Source organism: Streptomyces sp. NPDC013317, assembly GCF_055563155.1.
Genome location: NZ_JBVHDX010000015.1, coordinates 140,714 through 157,955 on the forward strand (window position 1 = coordinate 140,714; position 17,242 = coordinate 157,955).

Genomic DNA, 17,242 nt, shown 5'->3' on the forward strand with positions numbered 1-17,242 from the left:
GCCCGCCGCCGGCTGGGCGGGAGCTCTACGAGGGGAGCTCCCTGAGCTTGATGTCGCGGAACGACACCTGGTCGTCGGCCCCGTGGTTCTGGAGGCCGATGTGACCGTCCTTGAGGCTGCGGGCCGGGTCGGTGTTGGTGAAGTCGTTGATCTTCACCCCGTTGAGGAACACCTGGAGCCGCTCGCCGCGCACGCGGATCTCGTAGCTGTTCCACTGGCCGGGCGGTCGCAGCACGCTGTCCCTGGCCGCCAGGTCGGCGGACTTGAAGCCGTAGACGGCTCCGGTGGTCCGGTCGGCGGCGTCGGTCGCGTCGATCTGGATCTCGTAGCCCTTGTTCACCGCGGACCAGGGGTCGTCGGAGGCGGGGAAGCCGACGAAGATGCCGGAGTTGTCGTCGCCCGCCGCCTTCCAGTCGAGCGTGAGGGAGTAGGAGGAGAACTCCTTGGCCTGGTACCAGAGCATGCCCATGCCGCCGACCGAGCGGAGTTCACCGTCGGCGATGTCGAAGCCGCCGGGTCCGGCCTGCTTCCAGCCCTCGCGGGTCTCGCCGTTGAAGAGCTCGCGGTAGCCGGTCTGGGGCCGGCAGTCGGCCGCGGTCTGTCCGGTGGCGTACGCGAGGCCGCCGAGGAGGTGCTGCCGGAAGGCCGGCTCGGCGTACGACTCCTTGGTGTGACCGCCGCCGGTGTAGAAGGAGCGGCCGCCCCCGTAGGTCTTGCACCAGGCGATCGGGTGGTCGCCCTTCATGGTGCCGCCCTGGTACGTGGTCTCGTCGAGGGTGGCGAGGATCCGGGCCTGACCTCGCGGGTTGGTGCGGTAGTTGTACCACTCGTCGGTCCGCTGCCAGGGGCCGTCGAGGTGTGCGGTGGCCGGGTGGTCGTGGTCCTCGACGCGTACGGTCGCGGGCTGGATCTGCGGGTGGGAGGCGAAGTGGGCTCCGACCAGCCCGCCGTAGAACTCCCAGTCGTACTCGGTGTCGGCGGCGGCGTGGATGCCCATGTAGCCGCCGCCGGTGGAAACGTAGTTCTCGAAGGCGGTCTGCTGTTCGGCGTCGAGGACGTCACCGGTCGTCGAGAGGAAGACGACGGCGTCGTAGCGGGCGAGGTTGCTGGTGGTGAACTGGCGCGGTTCCTCGGTGGCGTCGACGGTGATGCCGCTGCCGGCGCCGAGTTCCCTGAGCGCCGTGATGCCGGTGCCGATCGAGTCGTGCCGGAACCCGGCCGTCTTCGAGAAGACCAGGACGCGCTTGGCGTCGCGGTTCACCGGGGCGTCGGAGAAGGTGAAGTCGTCGACGTCGTAGAGCGCGCCTGAGCCGCCCTTGAAGACGAGGAAGAGTTCGGTGGTGGTGCGGGGCACGCTGCGCAGCGGTACGTCGATGTCCTGGAACGTCTCCCAGCTGCCGGTGACGGGGACGGGCGCGGAGCCGTGGAGCGTCCCGGTGGGCGAGCCGGTGCGGACTTCGAGGAAGCCGCCGACGCCCCCGGAGGAGACGCGGGCGGTGAGCTTGGTGGCGCCGCTCAGGTTGTAGGGCTTGAAGGAGATCCAGTCGCCGTCGTGGATGTCGCCGACGGTGCGTCCGCCGTTGGCCTCGGTCTTGTCGAAGACGTTGACGCCGTTCTGGGCGTCGAAGTGCTCGGCCTGACGGTGGCGGGGCTGGAGCTTGGCCTGGTCGTGGGTGGTGAGGGCGGCCTGGCCGCCGCCTCCTCCGTCGGTGTACTCGGCGTCGAAGACGGCGAAGATGTCGGCGTCGTCGTCGTGGCCGCCGTCGGAGGACGTCTTGATGGTGCCGGAGCAGCCGTTGGCCGAGGTGACGGGGTGGCCGTGGCTGTCGTGGCCGAGGACGTAGGTGACCTTGACCTTGGCGCAGTCGATCGTGCCGTCCTCCGGGTCGGCGACCTTCACCTTGAAGGGGATGTCGTCGCCGAAGGAGAAGAGGGCGCCCTCCGCGGGAAGTTCGAGGGTGACCTTGGGCGCGGTGTTGCCGACGACGACGTGGACGGAGGCGGAGCCGGTGCGCCCGCTCGGGTCCTTGGCCGTCACGGTCGCCGTGTAGGTCCCGTTCTTGCGGTACGTGTACGTGGGGTTGGCGGCCGTCGACGTACCGCCGTCGCCGAACTCCCAGCTGTAGGTGAGGGCGTCGCCGTCACCGTCGGTGGTGCCGGCGGAGGAGAAGGCGACCTTCAGCGGGGAGGTGCCTGAGGTCTTGTTCGCGCTCGCCTCGGCGACCGGGGAGCGTCCGCCGGTGGCGTTCTCGATGCGGAAGAGCCCGGAATTGTGGTCGCCGCCGAACCAGGCGGTGCCGTAGTCGAGGACGTACAGCGCTCCGTCGGGTCCGAAGGCCATGTCCATCACCTGGGTGCCGGTCCAGGGGACGGAGTTGATGGACTGGACGGTACCGTCGGCGCCCTGCTCGATGCGCTTGATCCAGCGTCGGCCGAACTCGCCCGCGAAGAAGTCGCCGTCGTACGCCTCGGGGAACTTGACCGGGGAGGTGGAGGCCGCGTCGTAGCGGTAGACGGGCCCGCCCATCGGCGACTCGGATCCGGTGCCGAACTCCGGTACGGAGCCGCCGTTGTACGGGATCCAGGCCGGCTCGGCCGGTGGGAGGTCGACGAGTCCGGTGTTGTACGGCGAGTCGTTCTTCGGGGCGGCGCAGTCGAAGGCCGCTCCGGACACCTTGGTCGCGAAGTCGTAGTCGCGGTAGGCGTCGTTCTTGCCGGTGCAGAAGGGCCAGCCGAAGTTGCCCGGCTTGGTGATGCGGGCGAACTCGACCTGTCCGGCGGGTCCGCGCTCGGGGTCGGCGGCGCCCGCGTCCGGGCCGTAGTCGCCGACGTAGAGGACGCCCGTCGCCTTGTCGACACTGAAGCGGAAGGGGTTGCGGAAGCCCATCGCGTAGATCTCGGGGCGGGTCTTCGCGGTGCCGGGGGCGAAGAGGTTGCCGTCGGGGACGGTGTACGAGCCGTCCTCGGCGACCTTGATCCGCAGGATCTTGCCGCGGAGGTCGTTGGTGTTGCCGGAGGTCCGCCGCGCGTCGAACGCGGGGTTGCGGCCCGGGCGTTCGTCGATGGGGGTGAAGCCGTCGGAGGCGAAGGGGTTGGAGTCGTCGCCGGTCGACAGGTACAGGTTGCCCTGGGCGTCGAAGTCGATGTCGCCGCCGACGTGGCAGCAGATCCCGCGGGTGGCGGGGATGTCGATGACCTTCTTCTCGCTCGCGTTGTCGAGCGTGCCGTCGGCCTTCAGCGTGAACCGGGAGAGGCGGTTGACGCCGTCGTACTTCGCGAACTCGGCCGCCGTGCCGTTCTCGGGGGCGTCTCCGGCGGGGGTGTCGAGCGGCGGGGCGTAGTAGAGGTAGATGGCCTTGTTCCGGGCGAAGTCCGGGTCGAGCCCGATGCCCTGGAGACCTTCCTCGTCGTGGGAGTAGACGGGGACGGTTCCGATGACGGCGGTGTTGCCCGCCGCGTCGGTGCGGCGCAGTTCGCCGTTCCGCGAGGTGTGCAGGACGCTGCGGTCGGGAAGCACGGCCAGCGACATGGGTTCGCCGACCTCCTCACCGCCCTTGGCGAGAGTGACCTGCTGGAACTCCTCGGCGGCCGCGGCGGTGCCGGCGCCGCCGTCCGTCTCGGCCGCGAGGGCCTGCCGGCCCCCGAGGGCGAGGAGTCCGACGGCGAGAAGGGCGAGCGTCTTTCTGGCTCGGAGTCGTTTGCTGTGCACGGATGTCCTCCGGAGTAGGGCCGGGTGTGCGGGTGTCCGGGGACCGGCGCGCGCCGTCACGCTGGTCTCAAAGCACGGTCGAGCGAGGTGGAGCGGGGCTGAGCCCGGTGGAGCGGGGTGGAGCGGGGCCGAGCAGAGTTACGTCATGAACACATCAGGGACCGTAGCGGGGTTCGTCCTCAGCGGAAAGCCCTTGCACGCGGACCTCGTCGAACTTTTCACCGCGACAGGACAAAGCCCGCAGAGGGCACGGCGGAGCGACCCGGCGACGTCACCGCCGCCGGGCGCTCACCTGCCGTGTGGGATCAGTCGCGACCCCCGAAAGCCGCGTCGAACGAGGCGGTCGGCGGGTCGAAGTCGTACCGCTTGAGATGGGAAAGCGCTTCCGGTGCGCCGGTCAGGCGGTCCATCCCGGCGTCCTCCCACTCCACGGAGACGGGTCCCGCGTAGCCGATCGAGCGGAGCATCCGGAAGACGTCCTCCCACGGCACGTCACCGTGCCCGGCGGAGACGAAGTCCCAGCCGCGCCGCGGATCGCCCCACGGCAGGTGCGAGCCGAGCCGCCCGTTGCGCCCGTCGAGCCGCTTGCGGGCCTCCTTGCAGTCCACGTGGTAGATCCGGTCGCGGAAGTCCCAGAGGAAGCCGACCGGGTCCAGGTCCTGCCAGACGAAGTGGCTCGGATCGAAGTTCAGCCCGAAGGCGGGACGCCGGTCCACCGCCTCGAGGGCCCGCTGTGTGGTCCAGTAGTCGTACGCGATCTCGCTCGGATGGACCTCGTGCGCGAAGCGGACGCCCTCGGCGTCGAAGACGTCCAGGATCGGGTTCCAGCGCTCCGCGAAGTCCTCGAAGCCGCGCTCGATCATGCGCTCGGGGACCGGCGGGAACATCGCCACCAGATGCCAGATCGACGAGCCGGTGAAGCCGATGACGGTGTCGACGCCGAGTGCGGCGGCGGCCCGCGCGGTGTCGGCCAGCTCGCGGGCGGCCCGCTGCCGCACGCCTTCGGGCTCGCCGTCGCCCCAGATCCGGGCCGGCACGATCGCCTGGTGCCGCTCGTCGATCGGATGGTCGCAGACCGCCTGGCCCACCAGATGGTTGGAGATCGCCCAGCATCTCAGGCCGTACTTGTCGAGAAGGGCACGGCGGCCGTCGACGTACGACGGGTCCGCCAGTGCCTTGTCCACCTCGAAGTGGTCTCCCCAGCAGGCGAGTTCGAGGCCGTCGTAGCCGAAGTCACGGGCGAGCCGGCAGACCTCCTCCAGCGGCAGGTCGGCCCACTGGCCGGTGAAGAGGGTGAAGGGACGGGTCACGGTCGACGGCCTCCTAGACCTGTACGGGGGTGTAGACGGCGTTCTTCTCGGCGCTCTCCTCCACCGCGGCGAGCACGCGCTGGACCTGCAGCCCGTCGGCGAAGGTCGGCGCGGGCGCGGTCCCGGACGCGACGGCGAGGACCAGGTCACGGGCCTGGTGCGCGAAGGTGTGCTCGTATCCGAGCGCGTGGCCCGGCGGCCACCAGCCCTCCAGATACGGATGGTCCGGCTCGGTCACGAGGATCCGGCGGAAGCCCGCGGAGGCGGCCGGCAACGTGTGGTCGTGGAAGGAGAGCTCGTTGAGCCGCTCCAGGTCGAAGGCGAGCGAACCCTTCTCGCCGTTGATCTCCAGCCGCAGGGCGTTCTTCCGGCCCGCGGCCATCCGGGTCGCCTCGAAGGAGGCGAGCGCCCCGGAGGCGAGCCGTCCGGTGAACAGCGCGGCGTCGTCGACCGTCACCGCCCCGTACGCCCCGCCCGTCGCGGTGCCCGAGAGTCCGGCCGACACGCCCGCGAGCAGCGGCCGGTCCCGTACGAAGGTCTCGGTGAGCGCCGAGACCCCGACCAGGAGCTCCCCCGCCAGGTACTGCGCGAGGTCGACGGCGTGCGCGCCGAGGTCGCCGAGGGCCCCGGACCCCGCGCGTTCGCGCTCCAGGCGCCAGGTCAGCGGGAAGCCCGGGTCGACGAGCCAGTCCTGCAGATAGGTGACCCGTACGTGCCGCAGGGCGCCGAGCCTGCCCTCGGCGACGAGCCCACGGGCGTACGCGATGGCCGGCACCCGCCGGTAGTTGAAGCCGACCATGGCGACCTGGCCCCGGGCGGCCGCCGCCTCCGCCGCCGCGACCATCGCCTCGGCCTCGGCGACGGAGTTGGCGAGCGGCTTCTCGCACAGGACGTGCTTGCCCGCCTCCAGGGCGGCGATCGCGATCTCCGCGTGGCTGTCACCCGGGGTGCAGACGTCGACGAGCTGGACGTCGTCGCGTGCGACGAGGGCGCGCCAGTCGGTCTCGGCGGCCGCCCAGCCGTGCTTGGCCGCCGCCGCCCGGACGGCGGCCCGGTCACGGCCGGCGACGGCGGCGAGCACGGGCCGCAGCGGCAGGTCGAAGACACGCCCCGCGGTCCGCCACCCCTGGGAGTGGGCGGCGCCCATGAACGCGTAGCCGACCATGCCGATGCCGAGTGACGGCACCGTGGCCTCGCCGGCCTGACCGGTCGGGCCGGCCTCGCTCTCCCGCTGTTCCATACGGTTCCTCCTCATCGGTTGCACGGTGGGGGGTGCCGGGCTCGGGGCGTCCGCCGGCCACCCCCGAGGGCCGGCGGCCGGACCACCCCGGTCAGCTGAAGCCGGTGGGCAGGTACTCGTCGACGTTCTCCTTGGTCACCACGGCCGAGTAGAGGGTGAGGGAGGCCGGGATCTCCAGCTCGGCGAGTCCCCCGACACCCTTCTTCTGGCCGAGGGCGCGGGCCAGGTCGATGGCGGAGGCGGCCATGGTCGGCGGGTAGAGGACGGTGGCCTTCAGGACCCCGTCGTCGGCCTTGATGGCGTCCATCGCTGACTTGGCGCCCGCGCCGCCGACCATCAGGAAGTCCTTGCGGCCGGCCTGCGCGATGGCCCGCAGCGCGCCGACTCCCTGGTCGTCGTCGTGATTCCACAGTGCGTCGAACTTCGGCTGCGCCTGGAGGAGTTGGGCCATCTTCGCCTGGCCCGACTCGACCGTGAAGTCAGCGGCCTGACGGGCCACCTTGCGGATGTTGGGGTAGTTCTTGAGGGCGTCGTCGAAGCCCTGGGTGCGCTGCTTGGTCAGCTCCAGGCTGTCCATGCCGGCGAGTTCGATGACGGTGGCGCCCGGCTTGTCCTTGAGCTGCTCTCCGATGTAGCGGCCGGCGTTGAGGCCCATGCCGTAGTTGTCGCCGCCGATCCAGCAGCGGTAGGCCTGCGGGGAGGCGAAGATGCGGTCCAGGTTGATGACCGGGATGCCGGCCTTCATGGCCTGGAGGCCGACCTGGGTGAGCGCCTTGCCGTCGGCGGGCAGGATGACCAGGACGTCGACCTTCTTGTTGATGAGGGTCTGGATCTGGCCGATCTGGGTCGCCGTGTCGTTGGAGCCCTCGGTGATCTCCAGGGTGACCTCGGAGTACTTCTTCGCACGCTCCTTGGCGTTCTGGTTGATGGCGTTGAGCCAGCCGTGGTCGGCCTGGGGACCGGCGAAGCCGATCGTCACGGGAGTGCCGGGCTTGTCGTCGGCGGCGGGGGCGTTGCTCGCGGCCGGGGCCGCGTTCTTGGGCTCGTTGCTGGTGCAGGCGGTGAGGAGTGCGCCGGCCGAGACGGCGGCGGAGCCGAAAAGCAGGCCTCTGCGGCTGGTTTCTGGCATGGCGGTGAATCCCTTCGGGGGTGAGGGAGGAGATCGGGGGTGGAAGGGGCGGCTGAGCCGGGAGGAGGTGGGGCCGGGGTGAGGGGGAGGTCGGGGCGAGGTCAGGTCTCGCCGTGGCGCGCGGTGCGGTGCTGGACCAGGACGGCGGCGACGATGATCGCGCCCTTGGCGATCTGCTGGACGTCGCTCTGCAGGTTGTTGAGAGCGAAGATGTTGGTGATCGTGGTGAAGACCAGGACACCGAGGACGGAGCCGACGATCGTGCCGCGGCCGCCGGTGAGGAGCGTTCCGCCGATGATCGCGGCGGCGATGGCGTCGAGTTCGTACAGGTTGCCGTTGGTGTTCTGGCCCGAGCCGGAGAGGATGATCAGCAGGAAGGCCGCGATGCCGCAGCACAGGCCGGAGAGCAGATAGAGGTAGAGCCGCTGGCGGCGCACGTCGATGCCGGCGAGGCGGGCGGCTTCCGCGTTGCCTCCGACGGCGACCGTGCGCCGGCCGAAGGTGGTCCGGTTGAGGATCAGCCAGCCCGCGACGGTCACGGCGGCGAAGACCAGGACGAGCGGCGGGACGCCCAGGATGTAGGCGTCGGGGATGCCGAGGTCGAGGACGGAGTCGACGGTGACGATCTGCGTGCGCCCGTCGGTGATCTGGAGCGCGAGACCTCGGGCCGAGGCGAACATGGCGAGGGTCGCGATGAAAGGGACCATCCCGCCGTACGCGATGAGCAGCCCGTTCACCAGGCCGCAGCCCACACCCACGACGACCGCGGTGAAGAGGATGCCGGCGAATCCGTACTCCTGTGTCGCCAGGGTGGTCGCCCAGACGGAGGCGAGGGCGACGATGGCGCCGACGGAGAGGTCGATGCCGCCGCTGGTGATGACGAAGGTCATGCCGACGGTGACGACGCCGATCACGGACGCCTGGGTGAGCACGAGTTGGAGGTTGGAGACGGCGAGGAACTCGTCGGGCCGGGTGAAGCCGCCGACCGCGATCAGCACGGCGAGCACCCCGAGCAGGGAGAGGTTGCGGACGTCGGCCCGCAGCCCGAGCGGCCGCCTGCCGCCCTCCTGCGCAGGCGCCGTGGTGTCCTTGGCGGTGGACAGCGTCATGACGTGGGGCTCCCTTCCATCACGAGGTCGAGTACGCGGTGTTCGTCGAGCTCGCGGGCGGGGGCCGTGTGGACGACACGACCCTCCCTGAGCACCAGGACGCGGTCGGCCAGGCCCAGGACCTCGGGCACTTCGCTCGACACGAGGAGGACGGCGAGGCCGTCGTCGGCGAGGCGGCGGATGACGGCGTAGAGCTCGGCGCGGGCGCCGACGTCGACGCCGCGGGTCGGCTCGTCGAGCAGGAGGACGCGGCAGCCGCGCAGGAGCCAGCGGGCGAGGACGGCCTTCTGCTGGTTGCCGCCGGAGAGGGTACGGATCGGGGCGTCCGGGTGGTCGGGCCGCAGGGACAGCTCCCTGGTGGCCGCGCGGGCGGCCTCGCGCTCGCCGGTACGGTCGATCCAGCCGGCGCGCGAGAAGCGGGCGAGCGTGGAGACCGAGACGTTGCGGGTGACGGACTCCAGCATGAGCAGCCCCTGCGCCTTGCGCTCCTCGGGGGCGAGACCGAGCCCGGCACGGACGGCGTCGCGGACGCTGCCGGGGCGCAGGGTGCGGCCGTCGACGACGACGCGTCCTGCGGTGGCCTTGCGGGCGCCGTATACGGTCTCCAGGATCTCGGAGCGGCCCGAGCCGACGAGCCCGGCGAGACCGACGATCTCCCCGGGCCGCACCTCGAGGTCGACGGGGTCGAACTCCCCCTGCCTGGCCAGGCCTTGGAGCTGGAGCACGGGTGGGGCGGCCGGCGGTTCGGCGGGGCGCGGCGGGAAGACGTACTCGACGTTGCGGCCGGTCATCAGGGCGACGATGTCCCGGGTGGGCGTCGAGGCGGCGGGCAGGCCGCCCGCGACGGCGCGGCCGTCCTTGAGGACGGTGACCCGGTCGCCGATGCGGCGGATCTCCTCCAGGCGGTGGGAGATGTAGACGACGGCGACGCCGTCGGCGGTGAGGTCGGCGACGATGCGGAAGAGGTTGTCGACCTCGTCGGGGTCGAGGGCGGCGGACGGTTCGTCCATGACGATGAGACGGACGTCGTGGGAGAGGGCGCGGGCCATCGAGACGATCTGCTGCTGTGCCGCGGACAGGTCGCCGACGCGGCGGGCGGGGTCGATCTCGGGGTGGCCGAGCCGTGTGAGGAGGGCTGCCGTGGACGCCTTGGCGGCGCGGCCGCGGACGACGAATCCGGCGGTGGTGGGTTCGTGGCCGAGGTGGACGTTCTCGGCGACGGAGAGCCCTTCGACGAGGTCGAGTTCCTGGTAGATGGTGGCGATGCCGAGGCGCATGGCGGCGATCGGGGAGCGGAGCTGGACGGTTTCGCCGCGCCAGGTGATGCTCCCTCCGTCGGGCTGGTGGGCGCCGGCGAGGACCTTGATCAGGGTGGACTTTCCCGCGCCGTTCTGGCCGAGGAGGCAGTGGACCTCCCCGGGGGCGACGTCGAGGTCGACGCCGTCGAGGGCGCGGACGCCGGGGAAGGACTTGGTGATGGCGGACATGGTGAGCAGGGGTGGCTGTTCTGGGGGCATGACGGGGGTCCCCTCGGCGGGTGCGGGTGGCGCCTGGGCGAGTGGTGACGGGGTGGGGATGGGCGGGCGGGCCGGCTGACGCGGGTGTGCGCCTGGGCCGGTGCGGGGTGAGGAGGCACGGGCGGGTGCGGGCCGGCGGGGCGGACCGTGGTCTCCCGTGCCGCCCCGGCGGCACGGGTGCCCACGACCATCCGGGAAACGGCTACGCCGGGGAGAAGAGGTGGTCGCTGATGAGGCGGGCCGCGCCGATCACTCCGGCGGTCGGGCCGAGCTCGCCCAGCACGATGGGGAGGTTGCCGGTGGCCAGCGGAAGGGACTGGCGGTAGACCTGGGTGCGGACACTGGCGAGGAGGTTGTGACCGAGGCCGGTGACCCCGCCGCCGATCACCACCAGACCGGGATTGAAGAAGCTGACGAGTCCGGCGATGACCTGCCCGACCCGGTTGCCGCCCTCACGGATGAGGGCGAGCGAGGTGGCGTCGCCCGCGGCGGCCGCCGCGGCGACGTCGACCGCCGTGAGCCGCCCGGACGCCTCGAGGCGTCCGGCGAGCTCGTCCGACCGGCCCGCGCGCGCCGCGTCCTCGGCGTCGCGGGCCAGGGCGGCGCCGCTGAAGTGGGCTTCCAGGCAGCCCCTGTTGCCGCACGCGCAGGAGCGGCCGTCGGGTTCCACCTGGATGTGCCCGATGTCCCCGGCGCTGCCCGTCGTACCGCGGTAGACCTGCCCGCCGACGACGATGCCGCAGCCGATGCCCGTACCGATCTTGACGCAGAGGAAGTCGCCGACGGAGCGGGCGACGCCGGCGTGCTGCTCCCCCATGGCCATCAGGTTCACGTCGTTGTCGACCATGACAGGACAGCCCAGTTCCTGGCTGAGCGCCTCCCGTACGGGGAAGCCGTCCCAGCCGGGCATGATCGGAGGAGCGACCGGGACGCCCTCGGGAAAGCGGACCGGGCCGGGGACGCCGATGCCGGCCCCGTCGAAGCCTTCGGCGAGGCCGGAGGCGCGCAGCTTGGACGCCATGGCGAGCGCCTGTTCGAAGACGGCTACCGGGCCCTCGCGGACGTCCATGGGGTGGTTGAGATGTCCGAGCACCTCCAACTCGGCGTTGGTGACGGCCACGTCGACGGACGTGGCGCCGATGTCGATGCCGAGGAAGCGGAGTTCGGGAGCGAGCCGGATGTTGTGCGACCGGCGGCCGCCGCGGGAGGCGGCGAGTCCGTCGGCGACCACGAGGCCGGTCTCCAGGAGCCGGTCGACCTCGACGGCCAGCTTGGAGCGGGACAGGTCGATCTGATCACCCAGCTGAGCACGGGAGTTGGGGCCCCCGTCGCGCAGCAGGCGGAGCAGCCGCGCCTGGTGCGCGTTGGCGGGTCGTGCCGTCATGCGTCTCACGCGCCCCTCCCCTGACGAGTCGGCGAAGCCCTTCGGTCGGCTCGCCGCCGGGCTTTCGAGGGGAACGTAGCAGTGGCGTCCGGGAGTGGGAAGAAGTTGCGCAGCAATCCGGTCCGACTTTTTCCCGAGTGAGGACAAAGCCCTGCGCCCCGAGGGTCAGCGCACCTCGACGAGGCGCGCGGAGACGACGACGTTGCCGTCGTACCCCTTCTGCCGGGAGAAGCCGCCGCCGCAGGTGAGAAGGCGCAGCTCGGGGCGTGCACCGGCCCGGTAGATCCGCTCGGCCGGGAAGCCCTCCTTCGGGACGACCTCGATGCCGTACACCGAGAAGACGGCGGTCCGTCCGTCCTGGCGGGCGATCTCGACGCGTTGGCCCTTGGCCAGCGCTCCGAGTTCGTAGAAGACGCTCGGTCCCTCCGGGGTGTCGACATGGCCGACGACGACCGCCGTGCCCTTCTCGCCGGGCGTGACGGCGCCGGTGAACCAGCCGGCGAGGTCGGTCTCGTGCGCGGGCGGCGTGCCGATCCAGCCCTCGGTGTCGAGTCCGACCGGAGTCAGGGGCGCGTCGACGCGGATGCCGGGCACGCGGACGCGTGTGGGGCGGGAGGCGGGCAGTGCGCCGGGCCCCGGCGCGGGAGCGAGGGCGGCGGCGTGCTGCGGGGCAGCGGCGGCGAGCGGCTGCGGGGGGCCTCCGGCGCGCCACTCCTCCGTACCGCCGCGGACCAGGTGGACGCCCACGAGCAGGACGACGGCGACGACGCCCCAGGCGCCGCGCCTGGACAGTCCGCTCGACCCGTGCACGATCCGCACTCCCGTCGTACGTGGCCGGTGCTCCCCCGCCCCGGACCTCGTCATCCCGGGGCGAAGGAGCCGTTTCAGGCGAGGTCGTCGGCTCGGCGACGGCGTGTCAGGAGCACACCGCCGCCGCCCAGCGCGCCCGCGATCAGCGCCGTGCCGATGACGACCTCCGTGGCGCCGAGCTCTCCGGCGCCGCCGCCGAAGCCGGCCTTGACGCCCTTGTGCGCGCCGGTGTCATGGCCGCCCGTCGAGTGGCCGGTGGAGCCGGCGGCGATGACGAGGGGCGCGGTGCCCTTCTCGCCCTTGCAGTCGAAGGTCACCTGGTACTCCGCGGCGATCTTCGCCTCGACGTCGATGGTGGCGGTGCCCGCGCGGCCCTCGGTGAGCGTGACGGTCTCGAAGACACCGGAGGAGACGGTCACGGACGGAGCTTCGCAGCCGTCGGTCTCGAGGGTGACCTTGCCGCCGGGGGCGACGGTCGCCGGCGTGACGGAGAATCCGAAGGACGTGACGTCGCTCGCGGTGCCGTCGGACGCGCCGGCCTCCACGGGGCCGAGGGGATCGGCCGGGTCCGGGGGGTCCACGGGGACGGCCGGGACCACCGGGTCGAGGGGATCGACCGGGTCGGCCGGGTCCACCGGAGCGCCGCCGGCGTCCGTCGCATCGGCCGTCGCACCGCCGGCCTGCGCGCCCACGCCCGGCGTCGCGTCGCTCCCGGTCCCCTCGTCGGCCAGGGCGGCCGTCGCCGTCCCGAGCGACAGGGCGGCCGTGGCGAGCAGGGCCGCGGGAGCAACACGTATCGCGCGCATGGCGATCCTCCAGATCACACGAGGAACGCCCGGCGGCCCGTTGCCGCGTACGGCGGGTGATGTCCCTCGCCCCGTCCGAAGCTAGGGCGGCCCCGGGCGCGCCGCCACCGGGCTCCCGCCGAACGGGGAACGGAGAACCCCGGGTCTTCCGCAGCCCGTCGGGGCCGAGGGGGGTACGCGCTGCGAAAGTGCAGGTGGCGCGGGAGACTGGAGGTACCTACCGAGGAGCGGTCATGACGGAGCAACGGCAGAGTGGCAGCACCATCCCCGAGGAGTTCGGGGGGCTCGTCGCCGGGTTTCGTGGACTTCTGGAGAAGTATCCGGAGGCCGCCGACCACTTCTCCCTCGCCTACCATCCGGCGGGACTTGCCCAGGGCGGGGGGACGAACCTGACGGGCGGCGGGACGGATCTGACGGTGGGCTTCACCCAGCCGGTCTTCGAATGCTCGGAGATCGAGCCCGGGTTCGTCGTGTGCGACCGCGTCGACGAGCAGTGACCGCCCTTCCTCCGGCGGTCGGTCTCGGCCGAGAGGAGTCTCGATGTCCCCCACCCCCGAGCGGCTCGGTGACGAGCAGGTGAAGGCCCTCAGAGACGCGCTGCGGCTGATCGGGCGGGCGCAGGAGGGCGCTGCCGAGTCGCTGGCCCGGGCGGGCGTCGATCCCCGTGTCGTCTCCCGCGGCGCCCTGGACTTCTGCACGGTGATCGAGTCGTCCGGGGCCATGGACGTCCCCTGTGGATGCCCGGGATTCCGCGGCGATCCCGACTTCTGCTTCAGCCAGTACCGGGACTTCACGGGGCCGGACATCGGCGCCGGCGCGATCATCCGGATCTGCGGACACCCGCGGTCCGCCCATGAGTCGTTCTGAGGGCATGCGACCGGGAGAAGCGAGCTACGCGCGCTAGGCGCGCTAGGGGACGCGGACGACCTGCCCCGCGTACGAGAGGTTGCCACCGAAGCCGAAGAGCAGGGTCGGCGCCCCCGACACGAGTTCCCCGCGCTCGACCAGCTTGGCGAGCGCCATCGGGATCGAGGCGGCCGAGGTGTTGCCGGACTCGATCACGTCACGGGCGACGACCGCGTTGACCGCGCCGATCTTCGCGGCCAGCGGCTCGATGATCCGCAGGTTGGCCTGGTGCAGCACGACGCCGGCGAGCTCCTCCGGCGCGATCCCGGATCGCTCGCACACCTTGCGGGCGAGCGCGGGCAGCTGCTGGGTGGCCCAGCGGTAGACGCTCTGGCCCTCCTGCGCGAACCGCGGCGGGGTGCCCTCGATGCGGACGGCGTGGCCCATCTCCGGTACGGAACCCCAGAGCACCGGGCCGATGCCGGGCTCGGCTCCGTCCTCCACGGCCTCGACGACCGCCGCACCCGCGCCGTCGCCGACGAGCACACAGGTGGTGCGGTCGGTCCAGTCGGTGATCTCGGTCATCTTGTCGGCGCCGATGACCAGGGCACGCCGGGAGCCGCCCGCCCTGATCGCGTGGTCGGCGGTGGCCAGCGCGTGGGTGAAGCCCGCGCACACCACGTTGAGGTCCATGGTGGCGGGCGAGCCCATGCCGAGCCGGGCCGCGACGCGGGCCGCGGTGTTGGGCGAGCGGTCGATCGCCGTGGAGGTGGCGACGAGGACCAGGTCGATGTCGTCGGGGCCGAGACCGGCCGCGGCGAGCGCCTTGCCGGCGGCGTGGGCGGCGAGTTCGTCGACCGGTTCGTCGGGTCCCGCCATATGTCGGGTCCTGATGCCGACGCGGCTGCTGATCCACTCGTCGCTGGTGTCGACGAGCTTGGCCAGGTCCGCGTTGGTCAGGACCTTGGCGGGCTGGTAGTGCCCGAGCGCGGCGATACGAGTGCCCGTCATGCCCGGGACCCCCTTGGTTCAGGTGACGCATGGTGCGCTTGCGCGGCAAGCGGAAGCAGGACCACCCAGTCTTGCCAGCGACTGATCGGTAACCGGGCACGTAAACCACCAAGATTCGCCCGTACCTGTTGGGCGACCATGACAACGGCAGGCGACTTCAGGACGTCGAGACCGTCGGCGTCACCCTTCCGCACGACGACCCGGTGACCCATGGCAACCTCTGTATCAAGGGCCGCTTCGGCTTCCAGCACGTACAGAATCGGGTGTAACCACATGGGACGGGTCACCGAGCGACGGCGCGTCATCCGGATCCGGGGCGCGGCCGTCAACGAACGCCCGGACACGCTGGTGGCCGAGGAGCCGCTGGAGATCCGGCTGAACGGCCGGCCGCTGGCCATCACCATGCGCACGCCCGGCGACGACTTCGCGCTCGCCGCCGGGTTCCTGGTCAGCGAGGGGGTGCTCGGCGCCGCCTCCGACGTACGGAACATCGTCTACTGCGCGGGCGCCAAGGACGACGGCACGAACACGTACAACGTGGTGGACGTGCAGCTCGCGCCCGGAGTCCCCGTCCCGGACATCACGCTGGAGCGGAACGTCTACACCACCTCGTCGTGCGGTCTGTGCGGCAAGGCCAGCCTGGACGCGGTCCGGACCACGGCACGCTTCCCGATAGCCGACACTCCCCCGGTCCGGCTCACGCCCGAGCTGCTCGCCCGGCTCCCCGACCGGCTGAGGGCGGCGCAGCGGGTCTTCGACCGGACCGGAGGTCTGCACGCGGCGGCGCTGTTCTCCGAGGACGGCGAGCTGCTCGACGTCCGGGAGGACGTGGGGCGCCACAACGCGGTGGACAAGCTCGTGGGCCGGGCCCTGAGCGACGGGCGGCTGCCGCTGGAGCGGGCGGTGCTGCTGGTCTCGGGGCGGGCGTCGTTCGAGCTGGCGCAGAAGGCGGTCATGGCGGGCGTCCCGGTGCTCGCGGCGGTCTCGGCGCCGTCCTCGCTGGCGGTGGACCTGGCCGCGGAGACCGGTCTCACGCTGGTCGGCTTCCTGCGCGGGCAGGACATGAACGTGTACGCGGGCGAGCACCGGATCGCCCTCGGGGCCGCGGCCACCCGGCGCTGACGGGCTCCGCGCGCTGCACGGGTCGGGCCATCGGCCGGCGGGGAGCGCCCCTGCGCCGGCCGGTCCCGCACCCGTCGGATGCGCCCTACCGGGCGCGCCGTCCCGCACGGGTGCTGGTCGTCCCGGTCGGCGGGTCGATCATCTGGAGCGTGAGGGTCGCCGGGGGTTCGGCGATGCCGGGGCCGCCCGCGGCCGTCCAGGCGAGGATGTCGTCGAGGCAGTCGTCGTCCGCCGTGAACCCGATCCAGGCGGCGCGTCCGCCGCGCCGACGGCCCTCGGTGGAGGGCTGGACCACGACGATGTTCGCCTGTGCGCAGGGTCCGAGGCAGTCGCTCGTACGGACGGCCAACCGGCCGCCGGAGCGTGCGGCGGCCTCGCGGAGCCGGGCGAGCTGGCCCTCGTGGTCGACGCCCGGGTTCTTGCCGGCGTCGCCGCAGCAGCAGCCGCGGCAGACGACCAGGGAGCAGGGGCGGGCGCCGTAACGTATCGGAACGCGGGTCACTCGGGTCCGTCCAGGGTGATCGTGCCGACGGAGGCGACGGTGCCGAGGCGCGGGAAGTCCAGGCTCACCGAGGCGCGGTGCTCGTCGGCGGTGAGGGCGGTCATCGCGTCCTCGGCGAAGACCGGTTCGTAGCCGAGGTCGCAGGCGGCACGGGCGGTGGACTCGACGCCGAGGTTGGTGGCGATCCCGGCGAGGACGAGGGTGGTGACCTCGCGGGCGGCGAGAAGTTCGTGGAGGCCGGTGTCCTGGAATCCGCCGATGGTCCGCTTGACGACGATGTGGTCGCCGTCGTGGACGAGGGAGGGGACGAGGTCGCTGCCGGGTGGCTGGGTCCGGACGTTCGGGCGTTCGACCCTGATGTGGACCACGGGTGCGCCGACGGCCCGGAAGGTGTCGGCGAGTCGGCCGGCTGCGGCGACGACGTCGGTTCCGGGGCGGGGGGCGAGCGGCAGCGCGACGATGCGTTCCATCAGGTCGACGAGGACGAGCGCGGTGCGGCCGGGATCGAGTGCGGGCATGGGAGCACCGTAGCGGGCGGGATGATCACCGCGGTGGGCCCGGGGACGTGATCCCGCCAACGCCCACGCGGGTCGGCCGATGTCCCGCGGACGCCCCCGGCGGGTCTGCCCGCCTCCCGCCGACGCCCCCGGCGGGTCAGTCGACGTCCCGCAAACCGCCACGGCGAGTCACGCGGTGTCCCGCCGACGCCCGCGGCGGGACGCCGGCACCCTCGCTGCCCATCGGGCG

General features: G+C 72.1%; 15 protein-coding genes and 1 pseudogene. 4 read left to right on the plus strand and 12 right to left on the minus strand.

The annotated features are described in order from the left end of the window. Positions 1-25: 25 nt before the first annotated feature. The 9 genes from ACZ3IJ_RS30775 to ACZ3IJ_RS30815 form a co-directional block, all read right to left on the minus strand. The gene (locus tag ACZ3IJ_RS30775; protein WP_467473473.1) at positions 26-3,709 is read right to left on the minus strand and encodes a ThuA domain-containing protein; all 3,684 of its coding nucleotides are present in this window, start codon (positions 3,707-3,709) and stop codon (positions 26-28) included. Between the two features lie 305 nt (positions 3,710-4,014). Beyond that, entirely contained in the window at positions 4,015-5,019 is a 1,005-nt protein-coding gene (locus tag ACZ3IJ_RS30780; RefSeq protein WP_467473475.1) for a sugar phosphate isomerase/epimerase family protein, read from the minus strand. Between the two features lie 13 nt (positions 5,020-5,032). Beyond that, positions 5,033-6,259, minus strand: a complete 1,227-nt coding sequence (locus ACZ3IJ_RS30785) for a Gfo/Idh/MocA family protein (RefSeq protein WP_467473477.1) — start codon at positions 6,257-6,259, stop codon at positions 5,033-5,035. A 91-nt stretch (positions 6,260-6,350) separates the two neighbouring features. After that, the gene (locus ACZ3IJ_RS30790; RefSeq protein ID WP_391796778.1) at positions 6,351-7,388 is read right to left on the minus strand and encodes a substrate-binding domain-containing protein; all 1,038 of its coding nucleotides are present in this window, start codon (positions 7,386-7,388) and stop codon (positions 6,351-6,353) included. A 101-nt stretch (positions 7,389-7,489) separates the two neighbouring features. Beyond that, positions 7,490-8,497 carry an ABC transporter permease gene (locus tag ACZ3IJ_RS30795; protein WP_391796779.1) on the minus strand — a complete coding sequence of 336 codons (1,008 nt, stop codon included), beginning with the start codon at positions 8,495-8,497 and terminating at the stop codon, positions 7,490-7,492. Next, positions 8,494-10,014: a sugar ABC transporter ATP-binding protein gene (locus ACZ3IJ_RS30800; RefSeq protein WP_467473480.1), complete on the minus strand. Its 1,521-nt coding sequence runs from the start codon at positions 10,012-10,014 to the stop codon at positions 8,494-8,496. The genes ACZ3IJ_RS30795 and ACZ3IJ_RS30800 overlap by 4 nt, the downstream gene beginning before the upstream one ends. A 202-nt stretch (positions 10,015-10,216) precedes the next feature. Next, entirely contained in the window at positions 10,217-11,398 is a 1,182-nt protein-coding gene (locus ACZ3IJ_RS30805) for an ROK family transcriptional regulator (RefSeq protein ID WP_467473548.1), read from the minus strand. 165 nt (positions 11,399-11,563) lie between these two features. Then, positions 11,564-12,208 (minus strand): class F sortase, encoded by a 645-nt coding sequence (locus ACZ3IJ_RS30810; RefSeq protein WP_467473482.1) that lies wholly within the window; start codon positions 12,206-12,208, stop codon positions 11,564-11,566. 74 nt (positions 12,209-12,282) lie between these two features. After that, on the minus strand, positions 12,283-13,014 hold the full coding sequence (locus ACZ3IJ_RS30815) for a hypothetical protein (RefSeq protein ID WP_467473484.1): 732 nt from the start codon (positions 13,012-13,014) through the stop codon (positions 12,283-12,285). Between the two features lie 233 nt (positions 13,015-13,247). On the opposite strand from ACZ3IJ_RS30815, the gene ACZ3IJ_RS30820 reads away from it, so the two are divergent. Next, a complete protein-coding gene (locus ACZ3IJ_RS30820; protein WP_467473486.1) occupies positions 13,248-13,511 on the plus strand; it encodes a hypothetical protein in 264 nt (87 codons plus the stop codon). 43 nt (positions 13,512-13,554) lie between these two features. Then, a complete protein-coding gene (locus ACZ3IJ_RS30825) occupies positions 13,555-13,881 on the plus strand; it encodes a hypothetical protein (protein WP_467473488.1) in 327 nt (108 codons plus the stop codon). A 42-nt stretch (positions 13,882-13,923) separates the two neighbouring features. On the opposite strand, the gene ACZ3IJ_RS30830 is transcribed toward ACZ3IJ_RS30825, so the two are convergent. Then, positions 13,924-14,871 (minus strand): beta-ketoacyl-ACP synthase III, encoded by a 948-nt coding sequence (locus ACZ3IJ_RS30830; RefSeq protein WP_467473489.1) that lies wholly within the window; start codon positions 14,869-14,871, stop codon positions 13,924-13,926. Positions 14,872-15,026: 155 nt separating this feature from the next. On the opposite strand from ACZ3IJ_RS30830, the pseudogene ACZ3IJ_RS30835 reads away from it, so the two are divergent. Both ACZ3IJ_RS30835 and fdhD read left to right on the plus strand, forming a co-directional pair. Next, positions 15,027-15,140, plus strand: a pseudogene (locus ACZ3IJ_RS30835) (2Fe-2S iron-sulfur cluster-binding protein); the annotation flags it as partial. Positions 15,141-15,144: 4 nt separating this feature from the next. Then, on the plus strand, positions 15,145-15,993 hold the full coding sequence (gene fdhD, locus ACZ3IJ_RS30840) for a formate dehydrogenase accessory sulfurtransferase FdhD (protein ID WP_467473490.1): 849 nt from the start codon (positions 15,145-15,147) through the stop codon (positions 15,991-15,993). Between the two features lie 85 nt (positions 15,994-16,078). On the opposite strand, the gene ACZ3IJ_RS30845 is transcribed toward fdhD, so the two are convergent. Both ACZ3IJ_RS30845 and ACZ3IJ_RS30850 read right to left on the minus strand, forming a co-directional pair. Beyond that, complete coding sequence (locus tag ACZ3IJ_RS30845) at positions 16,079-16,495, minus strand: (2Fe-2S) ferredoxin domain-containing protein (protein ID WP_391796787.1); 417 nt, start codon at positions 16,493-16,495, stop codon at positions 16,079-16,081. Then, a complete protein-coding gene (locus ACZ3IJ_RS30850) occupies positions 16,492-17,013 on the minus strand; it encodes an isochorismatase family protein (protein WP_467473491.1) in 522 nt (173 codons plus the stop codon). Before ACZ3IJ_RS30850 ends, ACZ3IJ_RS30845 begins: the two co-directional genes overlap by 4 nt. Between the last annotated feature and the right edge of the window lie 229 nt (positions 17,014-17,242).